This is a genomic window from Rhizobium leguminosarum bv. trifolii WSM2297 (genome assembly GCF_000271845.1).
Map to the genome: position 1 here is coordinate 1,595,932 of NZ_JH719393.1, position 17,976 is coordinate 1,613,907.

At 60.0% G+C, this 17,976-nt stretch carries 19 protein-coding genes; 7 read left to right on the forward strand and 12 right to left on the reverse strand.

From position 1 onward, the window contains the following. Window positions 1-99: 99 nt before the first annotated feature. Both RLEG4DRAFT_RS61730 and acs read left to right on the forward strand, forming a co-directional pair. Window positions 100-1,434, forward strand: a complete 1,335-nt coding sequence (locus tag RLEG4DRAFT_RS61730) for an NAD(P)/FAD-dependent oxidoreductase (RefSeq protein WP_003576214.1) — start codon at window positions 100-102, stop codon at window positions 1,432-1,434. Window positions 1,435-1,588: 154 nt separating this feature from the next. Further along, window positions 1,589-3,550 (forward strand): acetate--CoA ligase, encoded by a 1,962-nt coding sequence (gene acs, locus RLEG4DRAFT_RS61735; protein WP_003576212.1) that lies wholly within the window; start codon window positions 1,589-1,591, stop codon window positions 3,548-3,550. A gap of 163 nt (window positions 3,551-3,713) precedes the next feature. On the opposite strand, the gene RLEG4DRAFT_RS61740 is transcribed toward acs, so the two are convergent. The 3 genes from RLEG4DRAFT_RS61740 to RLEG4DRAFT_RS61750 form a co-directional block, all read right to left on the reverse strand. Then, a complete protein-coding gene (locus tag RLEG4DRAFT_RS61740) occupies window positions 3,714-4,736 on the reverse strand; it encodes an ABC transporter permease (RefSeq protein WP_003576210.1) in 1,023 nt (340 codons plus the stop codon). Between the two features lie 41 nt (window positions 4,737-4,777). Continuing rightward, window positions 4,778-6,319, reverse strand: a complete 1,542-nt coding sequence (locus RLEG4DRAFT_RS61745; RefSeq protein WP_003576208.1) for a sugar ABC transporter ATP-binding protein — start codon at window positions 6,317-6,319, stop codon at window positions 4,778-4,780. A gap of 83 nt (window positions 6,320-6,402) precedes the next feature. Beyond that, window positions 6,403-7,365: a sugar-binding protein gene (locus RLEG4DRAFT_RS61750; protein ID WP_003576206.1), complete on the reverse strand. Its 963-nt coding sequence runs from the start codon at window positions 7,363-7,365 to the stop codon at window positions 6,403-6,405. A 323-nt stretch (window positions 7,366-7,688) separates the two neighbouring features. Between RLEG4DRAFT_RS61750 and RLEG4DRAFT_RS61755 the strand changes: the two genes are divergently transcribed. Continuing rightward, the gene (locus tag RLEG4DRAFT_RS61755; RefSeq protein WP_037093307.1) at window positions 7,689-8,801 is read left to right on the forward strand and encodes a LacI family DNA-binding transcriptional regulator; all 1,113 of its coding nucleotides are present in this window, start codon (window positions 7,689-7,691) and stop codon (window positions 8,799-8,801) included. Between the two features lie 53 nt (window positions 8,802-8,854). Here RLEG4DRAFT_RS61755 and RLEG4DRAFT_RS61760 read toward each other — a convergent pair whose 3' ends face one another. From RLEG4DRAFT_RS61760 to RLEG4DRAFT_RS61785, 6 genes are read right to left on the reverse strand one after another with little or no spacing between them, the layout of a single operon-like run. Beyond that, window positions 8,855-9,736: an alpha/beta hydrolase gene (locus RLEG4DRAFT_RS61760; RefSeq protein ID WP_003576202.1), complete on the reverse strand. Its 882-nt coding sequence runs from the start codon at window positions 9,734-9,736 to the stop codon at window positions 8,855-8,857. A 55-nt stretch (window positions 9,737-9,791) separates the two neighbouring features. After that, the gene (locus RLEG4DRAFT_RS61765; protein ID WP_003576200.1) at window positions 9,792-10,949 is read right to left on the reverse strand and encodes a glutathionylspermidine synthase family protein; all 1,158 of its coding nucleotides are present in this window, start codon (window positions 10,947-10,949) and stop codon (window positions 9,792-9,794) included. Between the two features lies 1 nt (window position 10,950). Beyond that, window positions 10,951-11,553, reverse strand: a complete 603-nt coding sequence (locus RLEG4DRAFT_RS61770; RefSeq protein WP_003576199.1) for a DUF1190 domain-containing protein — start codon at window positions 11,551-11,553, stop codon at window positions 10,951-10,953. Window positions 11,554-11,566: 13 nt separating this feature from the next. Then, entirely contained in the window at window positions 11,567-11,968 is a 402-nt protein-coding gene (locus RLEG4DRAFT_RS61775; RefSeq protein ID WP_003576197.1) for a DUF350 domain-containing protein, read from the reverse strand. 33 nt (window positions 11,969-12,001) lie between these two features. Next, complete coding sequence (locus RLEG4DRAFT_RS61780; RefSeq protein ID WP_003576195.1) at window positions 12,002-12,661, reverse strand: YjfK family protein; 660 nt, start codon at window positions 12,659-12,661, stop codon at window positions 12,002-12,004. After that, window positions 12,658-13,713, reverse strand: coding sequence for an ion channel (locus tag RLEG4DRAFT_RS61785; protein ID WP_003576193.1), 1,056 nt, complete (start codon window positions 13,711-13,713; stop codon window positions 12,658-12,660). Before RLEG4DRAFT_RS61785 ends, RLEG4DRAFT_RS61780 begins: the two co-directional genes overlap by 4 nt. Window positions 13,714-13,819: 106 nt before the next feature. Here RLEG4DRAFT_RS61785 and RLEG4DRAFT_RS61790 point away from each other — a divergent pair, with 106 nt between their 5' ends. The 4 genes from RLEG4DRAFT_RS61790 (at window position 13,820) to RLEG4DRAFT_RS61805 (ending at window position 15,777) form a co-directional block, all read left to right on the forward strand. Continuing rightward, window positions 13,820-14,266: a YjfI family protein gene (locus RLEG4DRAFT_RS61790; RefSeq protein WP_037093305.1), complete on the forward strand. Its 447-nt coding sequence runs from the start codon at window positions 13,820-13,822 to the stop codon at window positions 14,264-14,266. After that, window positions 14,263-14,997 (forward strand): PspA/IM30 family protein, encoded by a 735-nt coding sequence (locus RLEG4DRAFT_RS61795; RefSeq protein WP_003576189.1) that lies wholly within the window; start codon window positions 14,263-14,265, stop codon window positions 14,995-14,997. The genes RLEG4DRAFT_RS61790 and RLEG4DRAFT_RS61795 overlap by 4 nt, the downstream gene beginning before the upstream one ends. Before the next feature lie 151 nt (window positions 14,998-15,148). Next, window positions 15,149-15,406 carry a ribbon-helix-helix domain-containing protein gene (locus RLEG4DRAFT_RS61800; RefSeq protein ID WP_003576187.1) on the forward strand — a complete coding sequence of 86 codons (258 nt, stop codon included), beginning with the start codon at window positions 15,149-15,151 and terminating at the stop codon, window positions 15,404-15,406. Then, window positions 15,406-15,777 carry a type II toxin-antitoxin system RelE/ParE family toxin gene (locus RLEG4DRAFT_RS61805; RefSeq protein ID WP_003576185.1) on the forward strand — a complete coding sequence of 124 codons (372 nt, stop codon included), beginning with the start codon at window positions 15,406-15,408 and terminating at the stop codon, window positions 15,775-15,777. The genes RLEG4DRAFT_RS61800 and RLEG4DRAFT_RS61805 overlap by 1 nt, the downstream gene beginning before the upstream one ends. Before the next feature lie 146 nt (window positions 15,778-15,923). Here RLEG4DRAFT_RS61805 and RLEG4DRAFT_RS61810 read toward each other — a convergent pair whose 3' ends face one another. From RLEG4DRAFT_RS61810 to RLEG4DRAFT_RS61820, 3 genes are read right to left on the reverse strand one after another with little or no spacing between them, the layout of a single operon-like run. Then, window positions 15,924-16,649, reverse strand: coding sequence for an amino acid ABC transporter ATP-binding protein (locus tag RLEG4DRAFT_RS61810; RefSeq protein WP_003576182.1), 726 nt, complete (start codon window positions 16,647-16,649; stop codon window positions 15,924-15,926). Then, a complete protein-coding gene (locus RLEG4DRAFT_RS61815; protein ID WP_003576180.1) occupies window positions 16,627-17,286 on the reverse strand; it encodes an amino acid ABC transporter permease in 660 nt (219 codons plus the stop codon). The genes RLEG4DRAFT_RS61810 and RLEG4DRAFT_RS61815 overlap by 23 nt, the downstream gene beginning before the upstream one ends. Then, window positions 17,283-17,954, reverse strand: a complete 672-nt coding sequence (locus tag RLEG4DRAFT_RS61820) for an amino acid ABC transporter permease (RefSeq protein WP_003576178.1) — start codon at window positions 17,952-17,954, stop codon at window positions 17,283-17,285. Before RLEG4DRAFT_RS61820 ends, RLEG4DRAFT_RS61815 begins: the two co-directional genes overlap by 4 nt. Window positions 17,955-17,976: the final 22 nt, after the last annotated feature.

Consider the following 17,976-nt stretch of genomic DNA (forward strand, 5'->3'; position numbering starts at 1 on the left):
CGCCAAGGGTCGGAAGCGTTGCGCTCGCGCCCACCAATAATTGAGCTTTATCGTTCCTGTCGGAGATGACTGGAGCACGATGCCAGAGGAATAGCGACTATGCCGGTCCAGATTCAGAAAGTAAGTGATAGTTCCGCGTTTCCAACCGAGGTCGACGTCGTCGTCATCGGGGCGGGGATCGTTGGTACCTGCACGGCCTATGAGCTCGCCCGTAAAGGGGTATCCGTTGCTCTGCTCGAAAAAGGTATCGTCGGTGGCGAGCAATCGAGCCGCAACTGGGGATGGGTCCGCCAGCAGAACCGCGATCTCTATGAACTTGCGCTCGCCATGTACAGTCTTCGGCGCTGGGAGGAATTGGGCGCGGAAATAGGCCGGGATCTTGGTTTTCGTCGAAGTGGGATCCTTTATTGCACCAAGAACGAAGCGGATGTTGCCCGTTGGGAAACGTGGGGCCAGGCTGCACGCGCTCAAGGCTTTCACAGCCAGATCCTCAGTGCTTCCGAGGCCAATGAACGAGCTTCTGGCGGCACGTCCTCCTGGGTCGGCGGAGTTTGGTCTCCGACCGATGGGCGAGCAGAGCCCAGCCTTGCCGTACCTGCCATCGCTGAGGCCGCGAAGGAAAACGGCGTATCACTCCATCAAAACTGCGCCGTTCGGGGTCTTGATATTGCCAACGGCCGGGTCACGGGCGTGTGGACCGAGCGAGGGCTCGTGAAAGCCAGCACCGTTGTTTGCGCCGGCGGAGCATGGGCTTCCCGCTTTTCTCATCGATATGGGGTAGAGCTGCCCGTCGCGAACATCGCCGGAACCGCAATTAAGACAACTCCCGCGCCCGAAATCATTCAAGCAGGATGCCTCTCGGCGTCAAACTTCGTGTTGCGGCGTCGGACAGACGGCGCCTACACGATTGCCGTGCCGGGACGTGGTACGCTCGACATCACTCCGCGGGGAATGCGATACGCGTTCAAATTCTACCAGATGTACCGCAGCAAGATCGGCAAGAAGCTGAAGTACCGCCTGAACGGCAGCTTCTGGAATGGGCCCGATGCTTCCAGTAGCTGGGAGAACGATGAAATCTCGCCGTTTGAAAAGAACCGCATTCTGGATCCTGCGCCCGACGGGGAACTCGTGAAGCTCGCATTGAAGAACCTTGAAAGCGAATACCCAGCGCTCAAGGGAATTGGCGTCGAGCGCGCATGGGGAGGGCTCATCGATACTTCGCCAGATCTCGTCCCCGTTATTTCAAAAGTAGAACAACTGCCTGGTTACGTGATAGCGGCGGGGTTCAGCGGACACGGCTTTGCCATCGGACCGGGGGCAGGCCGGTTGGTCAGCGAGATCGTGATGAACGAGACCCCGATCACGGACATCTCACCCTACAGGCTGAGCCGGTTCAGCGACGGGTCTGCAATCAGACGACCGGAAATGATGTAGCGATCGACGTTGGTTGCAGTCCAAGGTGCTGCTGTCGGTGTGCACAAACGGGCATCAGATCGGCAATGGGTCGGGATATCAATCAGACAGAACCGGCTTCAAGATTCTCGTCGAGCGGGATCAGTTTCAGGAGCTAATCATAGGGAGCTTAACAGTGGTCCTCGAGCGCTACACCGTGCCACGCCTCATCCGGGAACGAGCATTTATAGACCCGGAAAAGTACCTGAAATGGTACGAGGAAAGCGTCGAGAACCCGGACAAGTTCTGGGGCAAACACGGCAAGCGGATCGACTGGTTCAAGCCCTATAGCAAGGTCAAGAATACGTCCTTTACCGGCAAGGTTTCGATCAAGTGGTTCGAAGACGGCCAGACCAACGTCTCCTACAATTGCATCGACCGCCATCTGAAGACGAATGGCGACCAGGTGGCGATCATCTGGGAAGGCGACAATCCCTATATCGACAAGAAGGTCACCTATAACGAGCTCTATGAGCATGTCTGCCGGACGGCGAATGTGCTGAAGAAACACGGCGTCAAGAAGGGCGATCGCGTCACCATCTACATGCCGATGATCCCGGAAGCGGCTTACGCGATGCTTGCCTGCGCCCGCATCGGTGCGGTGCATTCGGTGGTGTTCGGCGGTTTCTCGCCCGAGGCCCTGGCCGGACGCATCGTCGACTGCGAATCCACCTTCGTCATCACCTGTGACGAAGGTCTGCGCGGCGGCAAGCCGGTGCCGCTGAAGGATAATACCGATACGGCGATCCATATCGCCGCCCGCCAGCATGTTCATGTCAGCAAGGTGCTGGTGGTGCGCCGCACCGGCGGCAAGACCGGCTGGGCCCCGGGCCGCGACCTCTGGTATCACCAGGAACTTGCCACGGTGAAGGCGGAATGCCCGCCGGTGAAGATGAAGGCGGAAGATCCGCTGTTCATTCTCTATACCTCAGGCTCGACCGGCAAGCCGAAGGGCGTGCTGCACACAACCGGCGGTTATCTCGTCTATGCGGCGATGACGCATGAATATGTCTTCGACTATCATGACGGCGACGTCTACTGGTGCACCGCCGATGTCGGCTGGGTCACCGGCCACTCCTATATCGTCTATGGGCCGCTCGCCAACTGCGCGACGACGCTGATGTTCGAGGGCGTGCCGAATTTCCCCGACCAGGGCCGTTTCTGGGAAGTTATCGACAAGCACAAGGTCAATATCTTCTATACCGCGCCGACGGCGATCCGCTCGCTGATGGGTGCCGGCGACGACTTCGTCACCCGCTCCTCGCGCTCCTCGCTGCGCCTGCTCGGTACCGTCGGCGAGCCGATCAACCCGGAAGCCTGGGAATGGTATTACAATGTCGTCGGCGACAAGCGCTGCCCGGTCATCGATACCTGGTGGCAGACGGAAACCGGCGGCCACATGATCACGCCGCTGCCCGGCGCCATCGATCTGAAACCCGGCTCGGCGACGGTGCCGTTCTTCGGCATCAAACCTGAGCTGGTCGATAATGAGGGCAAGGTGCTGGAAGGGGCGGCCGACGGCAATCTCTGCATCACCGACAGCTGGCCCGGCCAGATGCGCACGGTCTATGGCGACCACGATCGCTTCATCCAGACCTATTTCTCCACCTACAAGGGGAAATATTTCACCGGCGACGGCTGCCGGCGCGATGCGGATGGCTATTACTGGATCACCGGGCGTGTCGACGATGTGTTGAACGTCTCTGGCCATCGGCTGGGCACCGCAGAGGTCGAATCGGCACTTGTCTCACACCACCTGGTTTCGGAAGCCGCGGTTGTTGGTTATCCGCATCCGATCAAGGGCCAAGGCATTTATTGCTATGTGACGCTGATGGCCGGTCACGAAGGAACGGATACGCTTCGCCAGGAACTGGTGAAACACGTGCGTGCCGAAATCGGCCCAATCGCCGCACCCGACAAGATCCAGTTCGCGCCCGGCCTGCCGAAGACCCGCTCCGGCAAGATCATGCGCCGTATTCTCCGCAAGATCGCCGAAGACGATTTCGGCGCTCTCGGCGATACCTCGACGCTCGCCGATCCGGCCGTCGTCGACGATCTGATCGCCAACCGGCAGAATTCGACAGGTGGCTGCGCGTAGTGGCGATGGAAGTGGAACGCTCTCCGTCGGTTGGATCCACTACATCGCTTTTAATGTTCCATAATGTTGATTATGCCACATTTGCAACTTACAATTGTATTATTGCACTTACTCAACGCCGCACTTTACTCTCCCCGTCTGACTGGCGCCAGGGAGTGACGATCTAATCCTGATTGGCGGCCACCGGCAAACTACCTTCGGAATGACGGGTTTCGGTATGCCGGGCGGCAGCGACGACGCGGCGTTTTGCGCGGATGGCGTGCCATTGCTGGTCGATCAGGACGCCGATCAAGATCACGCCGCCCATGACGGCGAAATTCAGCGACGACGGGATACCAAGCAGGTTGACGAGATTCTGCAGCTCCTGGAGCAGAACCGTGCCGAGCACGACGCCGACGATCGAGCCCTCACCGCCGCGGAGCGAAAAGCCGCCGAGGACGGCGGCGGCAATCGCGTAGAGTTCGTAGAACTGGCCGTGGCTCGCCGGCGAGATTGAGCGCGTATACATGGCGAAATAAATCGCCGAAAGCGCCGTCAGCAGCCCGCAGATGACATAGGCCGACATCACCATGCGGCCGGTACGGATACCGGAATAGCGGGCGGCTTCCTCATTCTTGCCGATCGCATAGAGATAACGCCCGAAGACGGAGCGATGCAGCATGATCCACATGACCACGGCGATGATGACGAGCGCAATGAAGGTGTTCGGAACGCCGTAGAACCGTCCGGCGGTCAGGAATTCGAGGTCCGGGAAATTTTGACCAAAGGCAAAGCCCGCCGTCCCGTCAGCAGTGTAGAAGCGCGCTGCCCCACGATAAATCAAAAGGCCGCAGAGGGTGACGACGAAGGGCTGCAGGTTGAGGCGGGTGATCAGCCAGCCGTGGACGGCGCCGATGACCGCGCCAAGCGCGAGAATAAGCGGCAGCGCCAGCATCCATGACATATCCTGAACCGCGATGAAATCGACGAACAGCACGCCGAGAAGCGCGACCAGCGAACCTACGGAAAGCTCGATACCGCCGGTAATGATGACAAAGGCCTGGCCGATCGACAGGATGCCGAACAGACCGATCAGATTGGCGGTGTTGGCCAGGTTGATCGGCAGCAGGAAGCGCGGATTGATGATCGCGACGACGATGCCGACGACGACGATCAAAAGCAGCAGTCCGAGATCTTTTTTGACCATTCGAGATCCATTCCCCGATACTTATAGATTGGCCGCGGCCGCTATTTTACCCTTTTACCGACCGCAAGCAAAAGCACGCTTTCCTGGCTGAATTCGTCCTCTTCCAAAATGCCGGCGATCTGGCCCTCGTGCATCACGGCGATGCGGTCGGAGACGCCGATCACCTCTTCCATGTCGCTTGAGATCATCAAGATCGCGACCCCGGCATCGGCAAGGGCTCGCATCAGGCCGTATATCTCGTTCTTAGCGCCGATATCGATGCCGCGCGTCGGCTCGTCGAAGATCATCACCCTCGGGCTCATCGACAGCCATTTGGCAAGCACCACCTTCTGCTGGTTGCCGCCGGACAGAGTGCCGGTTCGCGTCGAAACCGAGGGCGCCTTGATCGCGAGGCGAACCCGCTGCTTTTCGGCCGCCGCCGTCTCCCGTTCGGCAGAAAGCATGAATCGGCTGGAAAGCTTGGGAAGATCAGCAAGGGTGATGTTCTGGGCGATCGGGAAATCGAGAAGAATGCCGTTGCGCTTGCGATCCTCCGGCACCAGGAAAATGCCGCGAGCGACGGCGTCGCGGGCGGAACGGACGGAAATTTCCTTCCCATCCTGCAGGATGCTTCCACCGTAGCTTCGGTCGATGCCGAAGAATACCCTTGCAAGCTCGGTGCGGCCCGATCCGACGAGGCCAGCAAGCCCCATGATTTCTCCATAGCGGATTTCCAGATCGACGGGACGGCCGGGATAGGCCTCGGTGCGCACGCCGCTTGCCTTCAGCGCAACCGAGCCGGGCGAGCGCTGCGGTTTTGCGGTCCGGGCCGCAAGCACCCGGCCGATCATCAGCTTGACCATCTGGTCGTGGCCGATGTCGTGCCTGGCCAGCGTGCCGACAAGTGTGCCGTCGCGCAGCACCACAACCCGGTCTGCGACACGCTCAACCTCGTGGAGGCGATGCGAGATGAAAATGACACTGATGCCATCCGCTTTCAGCGACTTAATAATGCTCAGGAGCCGTTCGGTCTCAGCCAGCGGCAGGCTGGAAGTCGGTTCGTCGAAAATGACGAGCCTGGCGTTGATGGAGAGCGCCTTGGCGATTTCCACCATTTGCTGCTCGGCAAGGGAAAGCGACGCCACCGGCGTGTCGGCCGAAAAATGGGCCCCTACGCGCTTCAGGAGCGGCTTGACCATGTCTCGCAACCGATCGCGGTCGACGAGTTTGAAAGGACCCGCCTTCAGCGGTTCGCGGCCGAGGAAGATATTGGCCGCGACGTCGAGATTGTCGAAGAGATTGAGCTCCTGATGCACAAAGGCGATGCCGGATGAGATGCTCGATTCAACCGTGAGAGAACGAAGCTCCGCACCGTCAAGCAGGATCGTGCCTCGGTCGGGGGCGATAACGCCGCCGAGAATCTTCATCAGTGTCGATTTTCCAGCACCGTTCTCGCCGACGAGGCCAATGACCTCCCCCGGCAGGATGTCGATCGACAGGCCCTCGAGCGCAACCACGCCCGGATAGGTCTTGCCGACGCCGGAAAGCGACAGGAACGGCGTTGCAGGCGCGTCCGGTGACGGAATATCGGAGCTATGGTTCATCGCCTGTCCATGGCTGCTGCTGCGGTATCGGCATGAAACGCGTCTTTCGCGGCAGCGGCAAGCGCCGCCGCCGCGAAGGACGGTTATTTTCCGGCCATGGCCTTCAGGCTGGCGGCATATTTATCAACGTCATCCTTGCCGATGATCACCGTCGGAATGATGATCAAGCCGTTGCTGGGAACGCCTGATTTGTCGCCTTTGAGGTAGGCGGCCATCAGCTTCATGCCCTGATATGCCCACTCGAACGGCTGCTGCACGACGGTCGCCGCGATCGTGCCTTCCTTGACGCCGCCGAGCGTGATCGGGTCGTCGTCGAAGCCGACGACGGTGATCTGGCCGAGTTTGCCGGCGTCGCGCAGCGCTTCATAGATGCGCGGCGTATTGTAGGAATAGAAGCCGACCATGCAGGTGACGTCGGGGCTGGCCACCAGCGCATCCTCGACGTTCTTCTTTGCGCGCGTCTGGTCGATATCGTCGCCGCGCACATCCGTCAGCTCGATCTTCGTGCCCTTCAGTCCGTCCTTCATGCCCTGGATGCGTTCCTTGGCATTGTCGGCGCCGAGCAGACCGACGAAGCCGATGCACTTGCCGCCATCCGGCATCGCCTTCTTGGCGATTTCGGCGGCCTGCATGCCGGCATCGACATTGGATGAGCCGATATAGGCGACGCGGTTGGTCTGCGGCGCGTCACTATCGGTGGTGAAGAGAGCGGTCTGCGAGCCGATCTTGTTCAAGCCGTCCGTCTGGGTTTTGGGATCGACTGCGGAGACCATGACGCCCTTGACGCCGGCACTGACCAGGTCTTCCATCAGGCGTTGCTGAACGGCGACCGATGCCTGCTCAGGATATTTCAGCTCCATCTGGTAGTCCGGCATCTCGGCCTGTGCCTTCTTTACGCCGGCCTCAGCGGCCTTCCAGAAGTCGGACGCTCCGTTGACGACGAATGCAAGTGTCGGCTTGTCGGCGGCATGCGATACCGCAGCCGGCGCCGCGCTCAGCATCAAACCGGCGAAGAACAGGGCTGCATGGCGTTTCAGCTGTTTCATAATACACCTCCCGAGGGGCCGCAGGCATGGGCCCGTTTTCGACTTACGGCCGGCCGGATGCGCCCCCTCCCAGGGCCGTCGCAAGGCGACGAGTGGCATTGGTTCCGATCGCTCCGTGACGGTATAGAAGAATTTTAATTAGTAAATAGTATTATCAATTCAGATCAAAACATTTCATCGTGAACGAACCAGAATGCAATTTTGTACTGGCAATGGCCCAGTAACTTGCGGGATTGCAGCAGTTGATGCAATTGCCAGCGCTTTCAGATAGATGCTAATAGTAATTACCAAAACGGCAAACCCAGGCGAGACAGTTCCCGCGGATGCGACGACCCAAGGCCCAAAAGAGCAATGAGCCCGCCGTGGACAAGCCTGCCCGCGTGACGATGATGGATATCGCCGCGGCGGCTGGCTGCTCGCAGGCAGCCGTCTCCTTCGTTCTCAACGACACGCCCGGCACCCGTATCTCGCAGCAGACCCGCGACCGCGTCTGGGAGGCAGCGCGCGCGCTCGGCTATACCGGGACGACTTATACGTCGAAGGCCTCCTCTTATTCAGGACTGGACAATGTGATCGGCTTTGCGGTGGATCAACTCGCCACCAGCCCTGAAGCGATCGTTGCGATCGAGGGCGCGCGGCAAGCCTCGTGGAATGCCGGCAATGTCCTTTTGGTCGCCCAGACGCTCAGTGATCCCGTCATGGAACCGAAAGCCATCAAGGCGTTGACGAGCGGCGGCATATCGGCGCTGATCTATATGACGATCTATACCCGCCAGGTGGAGCTTCCTTCCTATGTCAGCAAGCTCAACATCCCGACGGTCCTGCTGAATTGTTATACGGCGGACCATGCTTTTCCGGCCGTCGTGCCGAGCGAGATCGCGGGAGGGCAAAGCTCTACCCGGCATCTGATCACACACGGACACCATCGCATCGCGACGATCACCGGCGAAATCTGGATGCAGGCCGCGCAGGACCGGCTGACGGGATATCGCCGCGCGCTGGCGACCGCCGACATACCCTTCGATCCGGAATTGGTCATTGAAGGCGACTGGTCGGCCGGTGCCGGCTATGCCGCCACGATGAAACTGCTTGCCCTGAAAGAGCCGCCGACCGCGATTTTCTGCCAGAACGACCGCACCGCCATCGGCTGCTACGAAGCGCTTAAGGATGCAGGGCTCCGCATTCCCCAGGACATGTCGGTGGTGGGTTATGACGACGAAGAAATTTCACGGCATCTCGTCCCCCCGCTGACCACGTCGGTCCTTCCACATCTTGCCATGGGGCAATGGGCGATCGAACATCTCAACCCGGAAACGATGCCCGGCAAGCGTTATCCAATTGCCAAGCTCGAATGCTCGCTCGTCAAGCGTCATTCCGTCGCCGCGCCGCGGGCCGAGGCGCGGCAGATGCTCGATGATTTAAATACCACGCCATAGGCGCCGGACCGAAGGCCGGCGGCGCTGGCTAGGGTAGATCAGCGAAGGTCCCCTCACCTGTCGGTCGTTCCCCCGACGGCGAAGGCGATGCTGACCGCACGGTTCACAGCCGCCGAAAGAACGGACATGTGAGTCTGGCCGGCATAAAGCTCGAATTCCGTACGCAATCCGTCGGCGGTGCTGTTCAGTCGCCCCGCCATCTCCTGCGCCAGGAGGATGGTCCGCTCCGTCTTCCTCTTCTCCAGGCGTATGGCGGCGTCGTCGTTCCGATACTGAAAGGGCGCCAGCTCGTCGCCTTCGTATTCTCCGGCGGACAAATGCAGGAAAGCCGCATTTCCCGGTATCAGTTGACGTTGCGCCTCATTGTTGAGGATTTCGCTGTTCTCCCAATAGATGGTTGGGCTGGCCGCAATCCAATTGGCAAACAGACCCGGACGTTCGAACAGGGCATAGAGCGTAAAGAGGCCACCGAAGGAATGCCCGAAAAGCGATCGGCGCAGCGGATCCAGGGTCACCATCTCCGCAATCCGCGGTATAAGCTCGCTCTCGATGAAATCCACCAGTTTACCGGTCCCTCCGATGACAACCGGGGGACCGCCCTCAACGAAGGGTGGATAGGATTTGACCGGCGGAGGACCGAGGTCCCAGGATCGGCGGAGCGCATCATAAGGCTCGTCGGAGGGGTAACCGATCGCAGCGATCACCCCCCAACCGACATTCGTCCCGGTGGGATAAGGCGCCTGTGTCACCAGGCTGGCAACCGCGAAGGGAAAAGTGGCGTTGCCGTCGGTCATCACGAGAAGCGGCCACCCTTCCGCCGGCGGTTTCTCCGCCGGAATGGACAGGAATATGCGATAGGGCTCGCCGCCTGCCGCCGGCGCCAGATCGAAAAAGCACGTTCCGGGCATTGAATAGACGCTGACGGGATTAGTCATGAGAACGTTTTCTGATGTTTGCATAAGAGGATTGGTGAGAGTTGATGTGCCGCTCTTAATCGACGATGACGTGCGGCACGAAACGCGACAGGTTGGCGGTTATGCGCGAGCGGTCTTCGCGAACGGCAAGGCCGCAGGCGCGATCGCCGACAACCCAGCTGCCGAGCACGGCGAAGCCGCCGTCGCTTTCGAAAAGCGGGGCATAGGCCTGAACGACGAAGCCTTCCTCGCCGTAATCGCCGGGCGCGGACATCAATTCCCGGCCATCCCGGAATATCGTGACGTTCTCGCCTTCTCGCGACAGCAGCGGTTTGCGCACATAGTCGCTCAAGGCTGAGGCCGCCGGGTCGTCGACAAAATAGCTGGGCAGCAGGTTGGGGTGATTGGGGTAGCGCTTCCAGAGCAGAGGCAGGAGCCCCTTGTTGGAAAGCACGGCCTTCCAGGCGGGCTCGATGAAAACATCGCCGGAGCGCGCAAGCTCGCGGGCGAACGGCTCGCGCAGCATGAATTCCCAAGGATATAGCTTGAAGCAACGGTCGATCACCCGATCCTGGAGGTCGGTGTAACGGCCCTGCGCGTCGATGCCGATCTCACGTATGTCCAGAAGCTCAACGCGATGGCCGGCCTGCACGGCACAGTCCATCAGATAAACTGTCGTGCCGCGATCCTCTTCATTGTCGGTCATCACAGCGAAGTGGAAGATCGGCCCTTTGGGAAATTGCTCGAACGCCTCGACCAGGCTTTCCTGCAAGGAATTGTACTGATCCGCGTCATCGGGCAAGACCCCCAACGCTACCTGGTCGGTCAGCCAGTTGAATTGGAAATAGGCCGTCTCGAACACCGAAGTCGGGGTATCGGCGTTGTATTCGAGCAATTTGGCGGGGCCATTGCCGTCATAGGCAAGATCGAACCGGCCGTAGAGGTGCCGGTCGCCGCGCTGCCAGGAGCGCTGCACGACGTCGCGCAGATCTTCCGGAATGGCCAGCCTGTCGAGCGCCTCTTCGCTTTTGACGATATCACCGACCATATCCATGCACATGTCGTGCAATTCCTGGCTCGGTTCTTCGATCTGCGTCTCGATCTCATCGAGCGTGAAAGTATAGGCGGCATCATCGAGCCAGTAGGGCTCGCCGTACATGACGTGAAAGCCGAAGCCGACGGCGCGCGCCTTGTCACGCCAGTCGGGACGGGCCGGAAGGGTGATGCGTTTCATGTCAGCCGCCGAAACTGAACGACGAACGGCCACCAAAGCCTTGACGGGCGACGGTGCGGGTATTGACGTTGACCGGCTTGACAGTCTGGCGCGAGGGCGCAGTCACACTGTCGTTGCCCGTGCCGCCTGAGCGAACCGTCGTTGTCACAGTCTGCCCCGAACGATTGCGATAAATCGGCGTCGAACCGTAATAGTAGCCACTGTCCACTTGGCGCTGGCGATAAACATTGTAGTCGCCGATGTTGTTCAGTGCCGAGGACAGCATGTAGCCCGCCAGGAACGGCATGAAGAAGCTGCCGCTTCCACCGGTATTGTTGGGGACTGTATTGGCCGGCTGCTCCGTGCAATGGCCCGAGCCGTATTCGGCCTCGCAGGCGGCCATGCCGTTGAAACGCGGCGCGGTGGCGAGATGAGCCCGCATGGCGTCCTGATAGCTGGCCTGGCAGACCTGCCGGTCCATGCCGGATGCCACGCATTGGTCGACGGAGGTGAACATGACCTCCGAAGGCGTCTGGTCGCCACAACCGGATAGCGCTAGGGTCGAGGCAGCGATCGTGCCAATGGCCAGGAAAGGACGTCTGTGCCCGCTCTTACGTCTGCGCATCGTTCCCCTCCCCTCAATAAGTCATGCAGGCGGCATTGAGAATACCGATGACCAGTGCGATGCCGCCGCCCCATATGCCTGCGGCGATATTGTCGGCAGTGATCTTCTCATGCAGGTCCGTCATGGTGAAATTCGCGATGTAGTAAGCAAGGATCTGCGCCAGGATGCCAATCACCGCCCATATGATGTAATCGATGATGCTGACCGAATTGGCTGCGGCCGAAGCCAGAGGCAGGCTGAAACCGACAAGCGCTCCGAGGAATGCGGTAACGGCGGAAAGATTGCCGGCGCGAATGAGCTGGACCTCGGCTTGCGGCGTGAGCCATGTGTAAATCACCGAAAAAACGGTAAAGGCGCCAAGACCGACGGCGAAATAACCAAGGAAGGCAGGCAGACCCGCCACGTAATCGAGCATTGAAAAACTCCTCCGTCAAAAATTGATAGGGTGTCAGACGCGACGAACATCGGCTGGCGCAAGCCCATAGCCGATCAGAAATTCCACCGAGCTACCCGCCTGCCTCTGTCCGAGATCGAGGTCGCGCTCGACATTGATCAGAAGCATTTCACGCGTCGAACCAAGCGGGCGATAATACAACATGCAGGTCTGGTGAATGGAGCGCTGCTCTTCACCATCGTCGACCTTTTCGACAAACTCCACCAGTTGGGCGCGCTCCGGGCCTTCACCCCAGAAGCGGCTATAGAGGATACCGTCGGCATCGTAGGATGGCTGGCCGATCAGGCCGTCCGGGCCGGTCCAACGGTTCCATTCGCTTTGCCCGGCAGGCACGACGCTGTCCCAAGGCTGATAAAAGCTGATGTCGTCGACGGCATCACCCGGCTGGCCCGACGTCGACATCACCTGAATCATCCGGTGGTCTTCATCGTAGTAACGCGACAGAACCGTCGCGGCATCGAGCGAAACCTGACCGTAGCCGGCAATGATGAAGGGGCCGCTCAGCGGCAGCGGCATGGCCGGCTCGCCGCCCAAGGCCTCGGCTTCGAGGGAGAGGAAATCGATCTCCAGGGCCCCGCCGATGGCGGCGCTCAAGGGACCAAGTTCTCTGGGTAAAGGGCTTTCGTTCTTGTCTCTGCCGAACCAGCCGATCATGATGCGTCTCCCATTCGAGCCCAAGCGATGGCAGCGGGATCTAGCCGCATTCCGCTTATGTAGTAAAGGGTTTCGCCGCCCCGCATCAGCACCTCGTCCCGGCAATTCAGGTCGGTGATGCCCTGGCTCAGTAAGCCCACCAGCGTGACATTGTGCTCACGCTTGAGGCTCAAAAACACGTCTCCATAGAGCAGAGGCCGTTGCAAAGACGGGACCGGCAGCGAAAAGGCCGTGTCGGTCGAGGCGGCCGACAGCAGCCGTGCGGCGACCTCCGAAGAGCCCGGATCCCGGGCTGCACGCGACAGCAGCTCCTCGGCGAGTGAGCCCACCGCCTCGACGCGCGGCCGGAGTTGCTTGACCATCTGAGCTGTGCGGTCGTCGGCGAAATAAGCCACGATATGGGCGTTGGGCGCATTGCCCTCGGCAATCAGCACTGCGGCCAGCGTCTCGTCGTCATTTGCGCCGCGCGCGATGATTGCGCGCGCCTGTGCCACTCCGGCCCTCACCAGAGCGTCGGCATCGGAAAGCCGCTCGGTTCTGATATAGTCGGCGTAATCGCTGGCGGGATTTTCCGCCAGATCCTTGGCAACGAGAACGCTCATCGGTTCGTGAGCCTCTCGTTCGGCATGCAGCAGCCGCAGCGTCTGGTGCGTCTGTCCCTCTTGCCAGCCCAGGACGATGACATGGCCGGTGCGTTCACTGTAGTCACCCAATCCGCGCATGCGGTTCCTCCAGATCGTGCCGATCGTTGTCAACAATTTGCCAAGAACAGCGGTGAAGATGGCAATACCGCCGGGAAGAACGACGAGGACGGCAATGATCCGCCCAGGTCCCGATTTTGGGGAAAGATCGCCATAGCCGACAGTCGTTGCTGTCACCATATAGTAGTAAAGAAAATCGATCGGGTTGCCGACGAGATCGCCTTCGCCGGCCAGCATAAAGAGCAGGTAAGAGGCGGCCAGATGGATCACGAGAAGAATAAAAAGGGCGGACCAGGCCAATTCGCTGAGCGAGAGATATACGCGCCGCAGTAATGAAGCGATAAATGGCACGCGATTCGCCCCCGTTCCCAGTGCCTACCCTAGCGAAATTTATTTAGCGCGCCACCCCTTTAAGTGGCATATCGAATACCCAGATATTTTTTCGAAATTCTAACTGATGGAGGACTTTTTGGAGACCTGGAACCTCACCACCTTAACGCGCTTGTTCGCCGCCGATCCGGAGGCACTCGGCGATGTGGATGTCGCCGTACCCGAACAGGGCGACGTCCTATGCGTCACTCTCAAGGAAAAAGGCGATCTCGACGTCTTCGTCGCAGTGAGCGGGGAGCGTGATATCCTTGTCAGCGCTGTTCTGGTGCCGTGCAAGGACATACCCAATCGCGAAGCCTTCGAACGCATGGTGCTCAAGACGCACAAGTTCGTACCGCTCTCCAGCTTCGGCATCACCACGATCGACGGTGAGGAATGGTATGAATTGTTCGGATCGCTGTCAGCACGCTCGTCCGCCGACACGGTCGTCGAAGAGGTGGCAATTCTGGCTGCCAATGCCGTCGATGCGGCACATATGATTGAAGAATGGAAAAGCGGGGAGATTGCAGCGTGAGCACCTGGGGAAAGATTTTCACCGCCATTCGCGGCGGCATCAACGAGGCAGCGGAAGCTGCCGCCGACAACCAGTCCATGCGCATTCTTGACCAGGAAATCCGCGACGCTGAGCAGTCGCTGCGCCGGGCGCGATCCGATCTGGCCGGCATCATGGCCTCAAATAAGAGCGTTATGCGCCGGCTTGACGAAAACCGCGCAAAGGAGACCAAGGATACCGACAGCGCCCGCGCTGCGATCTCGGCGGGCCGCACCGATCTCGCTCAGGGTCTGGCTCAACGCATCGCCACCAGCCGTGCCGAAGTGCAGCGCGACCAGGAAGAGCTCGATCGGCTGCTGCCGCGCCAGCAACAGATGCTGCGGACGATCCAGGACACCGAAGCACGCATTGCCCAGATGAAGCGTGAAGTGGAGAACGTCAAAGCCAACGAGTCGCTGCTGCGCGCGCAGTCGGCGATTGCCCATAACCAGTCGGGCATCAATACCCGCCTTGGCAGCGCCGTCGAAAGTCTCGAACGCATCAAGAAACGCCAGGAAATCACTGCCGGCCGCATTGAAGCCGGTGCTGAACTGGCCGCACTGGAAAACGGCGGCGATCTCGATCGTCAGCTGCGCGAAGCCGGTATTGGCGGCTCGAGCCATTCGGCCGACGATATTCTCGCCCAACTGATGCTGCCTAGACAGTCGGCCGAGCCCGTTTTGCTGCCGGCGCCCACCGGCACCAAAAGCTGACAATCCTCGGGGAGCGGCAGCCCTGGCTGCCGCTCCCGCCACGCCTGCGGATTGGAGCGCCCGGTTTGCAACCGGACGTCTCAATGTCAAATATTGACATTGACTAATGGATACGGAACAATTCATTCAGAAATTTGAAGGAGGGCGCGGCGTGACCAGCAGCCTGCATGTCAGCTTGCCCGATGAGATGCGCGCCTTTGTCGATATGCGCGCCAACGGGAAGAGCCAATATACGACGCCAAGTGAATACGTGCGCGCCCTTATTCGCGAAGATATGGCACGCGAAGAAGACCGCCGCTATGCCATCCGCTCGCTGCTGCGGGCGGAAGACGAATTCCGGGGTGGAGAGATGTTACCCCTTTCTGCGCTGGACGCCGTCGATGCCGAATTGGATAAAGAACTGCGCTAGTGGCTCCCCGCATTCTCATCCTACCGACTGCGCTTGATAATTATCGTCTGGCCGTCCGCGAAACAGCGCGGAGATGGTCCACCGCACAGGCAAAGGCGTACGGCCGCCTGCTGCGGGCGGGATTTGAAAGCATCCCCGAAGCCTACGCCCGCGTGAGGACAACGAGCGACGAGCGCGTCGGGAATTCGCTCTTCCGATTGCACAAAATCGAGCACCATTACGCCGTCTACATTGTCGCTGACGATGCAACCTTCGTCATTGCCGCAGTCTTGCACGAGCGGATGGACGTTCCTGCACAGCTGCGGGCAATCGAACGATTGACCGACAGAGAGTATGAAGCGCTGATGGGACATCCTCGCTCGAAGACTTGAGGACGGTCGACCATGAGGAGTCCACCGGACACAATAGGCCGGCATTCGCGGGCCTTTTTCCTCGTCTTCCTCCGCACGAGTAAAACGGCGCTCGCGCGCCATCTCGACGATGCCGGCCGGCATAAGCGAGAGCATGTCGTCGCTTCTTAACTGACGCCGAGAAACTGTTTCAGCTCTGCCGTCTGCGGGTTGGTGAAGACGTCCTCCGGCCGGCCGATTTCGTGGACGCGGCCCTGATGCATGAAGACGACGCGGCTGCAGACGTCGCGGGCGAACTTCATTTCGTGGGTGACCATCAGCAACGTCATTCCCTCGGCGGCGAGCCCGCGCACGACGGCCAGAACTTCGGCGACCAGCTCCGGATCGAGCGCCGAGGTGATCTCGTCGCAAAGAAGTGCTGCCGGCTGCATGGCAAGCGCACGGGCGATGGCGACGCGCTGCTGCTGGCCGCCCGAGAGCTCATCCGGATAAGCGTCGAACTTGTGGCCGAGCCCCACCCGCTCCAGCATTGTGCGGGCGATGGCCTCGGCCTCGGCCTTCGGGGTCTTCTTGACCACGGTCTGCGACAGCATGACGTTGCCGCCGGCCGTCAGGTGCGGAAAGAGGTTGAACTGTTGAAAGATCATGCCGACCTTGAGGCGCAGGGCTTTCAGATGCACCTCGTCATCGAGGAGCTGCGCGCCTGCGACGGAGATCGAACCGTCGGTAATGGTCTCCAGGCCATTGATGCAGCGAAGCAGGGTCGACTTGCCCGAACCGCTCCTGCCGATAATGGCGATGACTTCACCCGCCTCCACATCGAGATTGATACCTTTCAGCACCTCTGTGGTTCCGAAGCTCTTGCGGACTTCAGTGATTGCGATGAGCGACATTGAGCTTCCTTTCCAGGATCTGGCTGCTTTTCGACAAAGGCCAGCAAAGGACGAAGTAGATGAGGGCGACGAGCCCGTAGACGGTGAAGGGCTGGAAGGTGGCATTGGTGACCACGGTGCCGGCTTTCGACAGTTCGACGAAGCCGATGATCGAGGTCAGCGCCGTACCCTTGACGATTTGAACGGAGAAACCGACCGTGGGTGGTATGGCGACCCTCAGCGCCTGTGGGAGGATGACGTAACGCATCTGCTGCAACCGTGCCATGCCGAGGCTGGCGGAGGCTTCCCATTGACCCCTCGCAACCGCTTCGACGCAGCCGCGCCAGATTTCGGCGAGAAAGGCGGCACTCCACAGGGTGAGCGCCAATCCCGCCGCAAGCCAGGCCGGGACGTCGATTCCAAAAAGGCCGAGACCGAAAAAGGCGATGAACAGTTGCATCAGCAGCGGCGTGCCCTGGAAGAGCTCGATATAATATTTCGCAAGCACGCTGAATGCCTTGCGCTTGCTGATACGCAGGAACAGCAATCCCAGTCCGACCGCGCCGCCGCCGATGAACGAGACGAGCGAGAGCAGGATGGTCCAGCGGGTGGCGAGCAGCAGGTTACGCAGAATGTCCCAGAGTGTGAACTCGATCATCGCGCCGTTCTCCTCGGGAAAATGAACCCGCCGACCACCCCGAGCAGCTGCCGGAGCAGGATTGCCAGCACGAGATAGATTGATGTCGAGACGATGTAGGCCTCGAAGGCGCGGAAGGTTCGCGATTGTATGAAGTTCGCGGCGAAGGTCAGATCCTCGGCGGCGATCTGCGACACGACCGATGAGCCGAGCATAACGATGACGACTTGCGACGATAGCGCCGGCCAGATGCGCTGCAAGGACGGCACGAGCACGACATGGCGGAAGGTTTCGAAGCGTGTCATGGCGAGGCTTTGGCCTGCCTCGAACTGGCCTTTCGGGGTCGCCTGGATGCCCGCGCGGATAATCTCGCAGCTATAGGCACCGAGGTTGATGACCATCGCGAGGTTGGCGGCCGTCAGCTCAGGCAGCTGGAGGCCAAGCGACGGCAGACCGAAAAAGATGAAAAACAGCTGGATCAGGAACGGCGTGTTGCGGATCAGTTCGACATAGGTCGCAATGACAGGCTTCAGCCAGACGGGCCCGAGCGCGCGCACCCAGGCGCAGAAGATGCCGAGCGAAATGCCGAGCACTCCGCCAATGGCGATAAGTTCCAGGGTGACCAGTATACCCTTGATGATCTCAGGGTAATATTGAAGCAGCCAGCCGAATTCGAAATGATAGCTCACGGATTTGTCCCCTCTTGCGGTG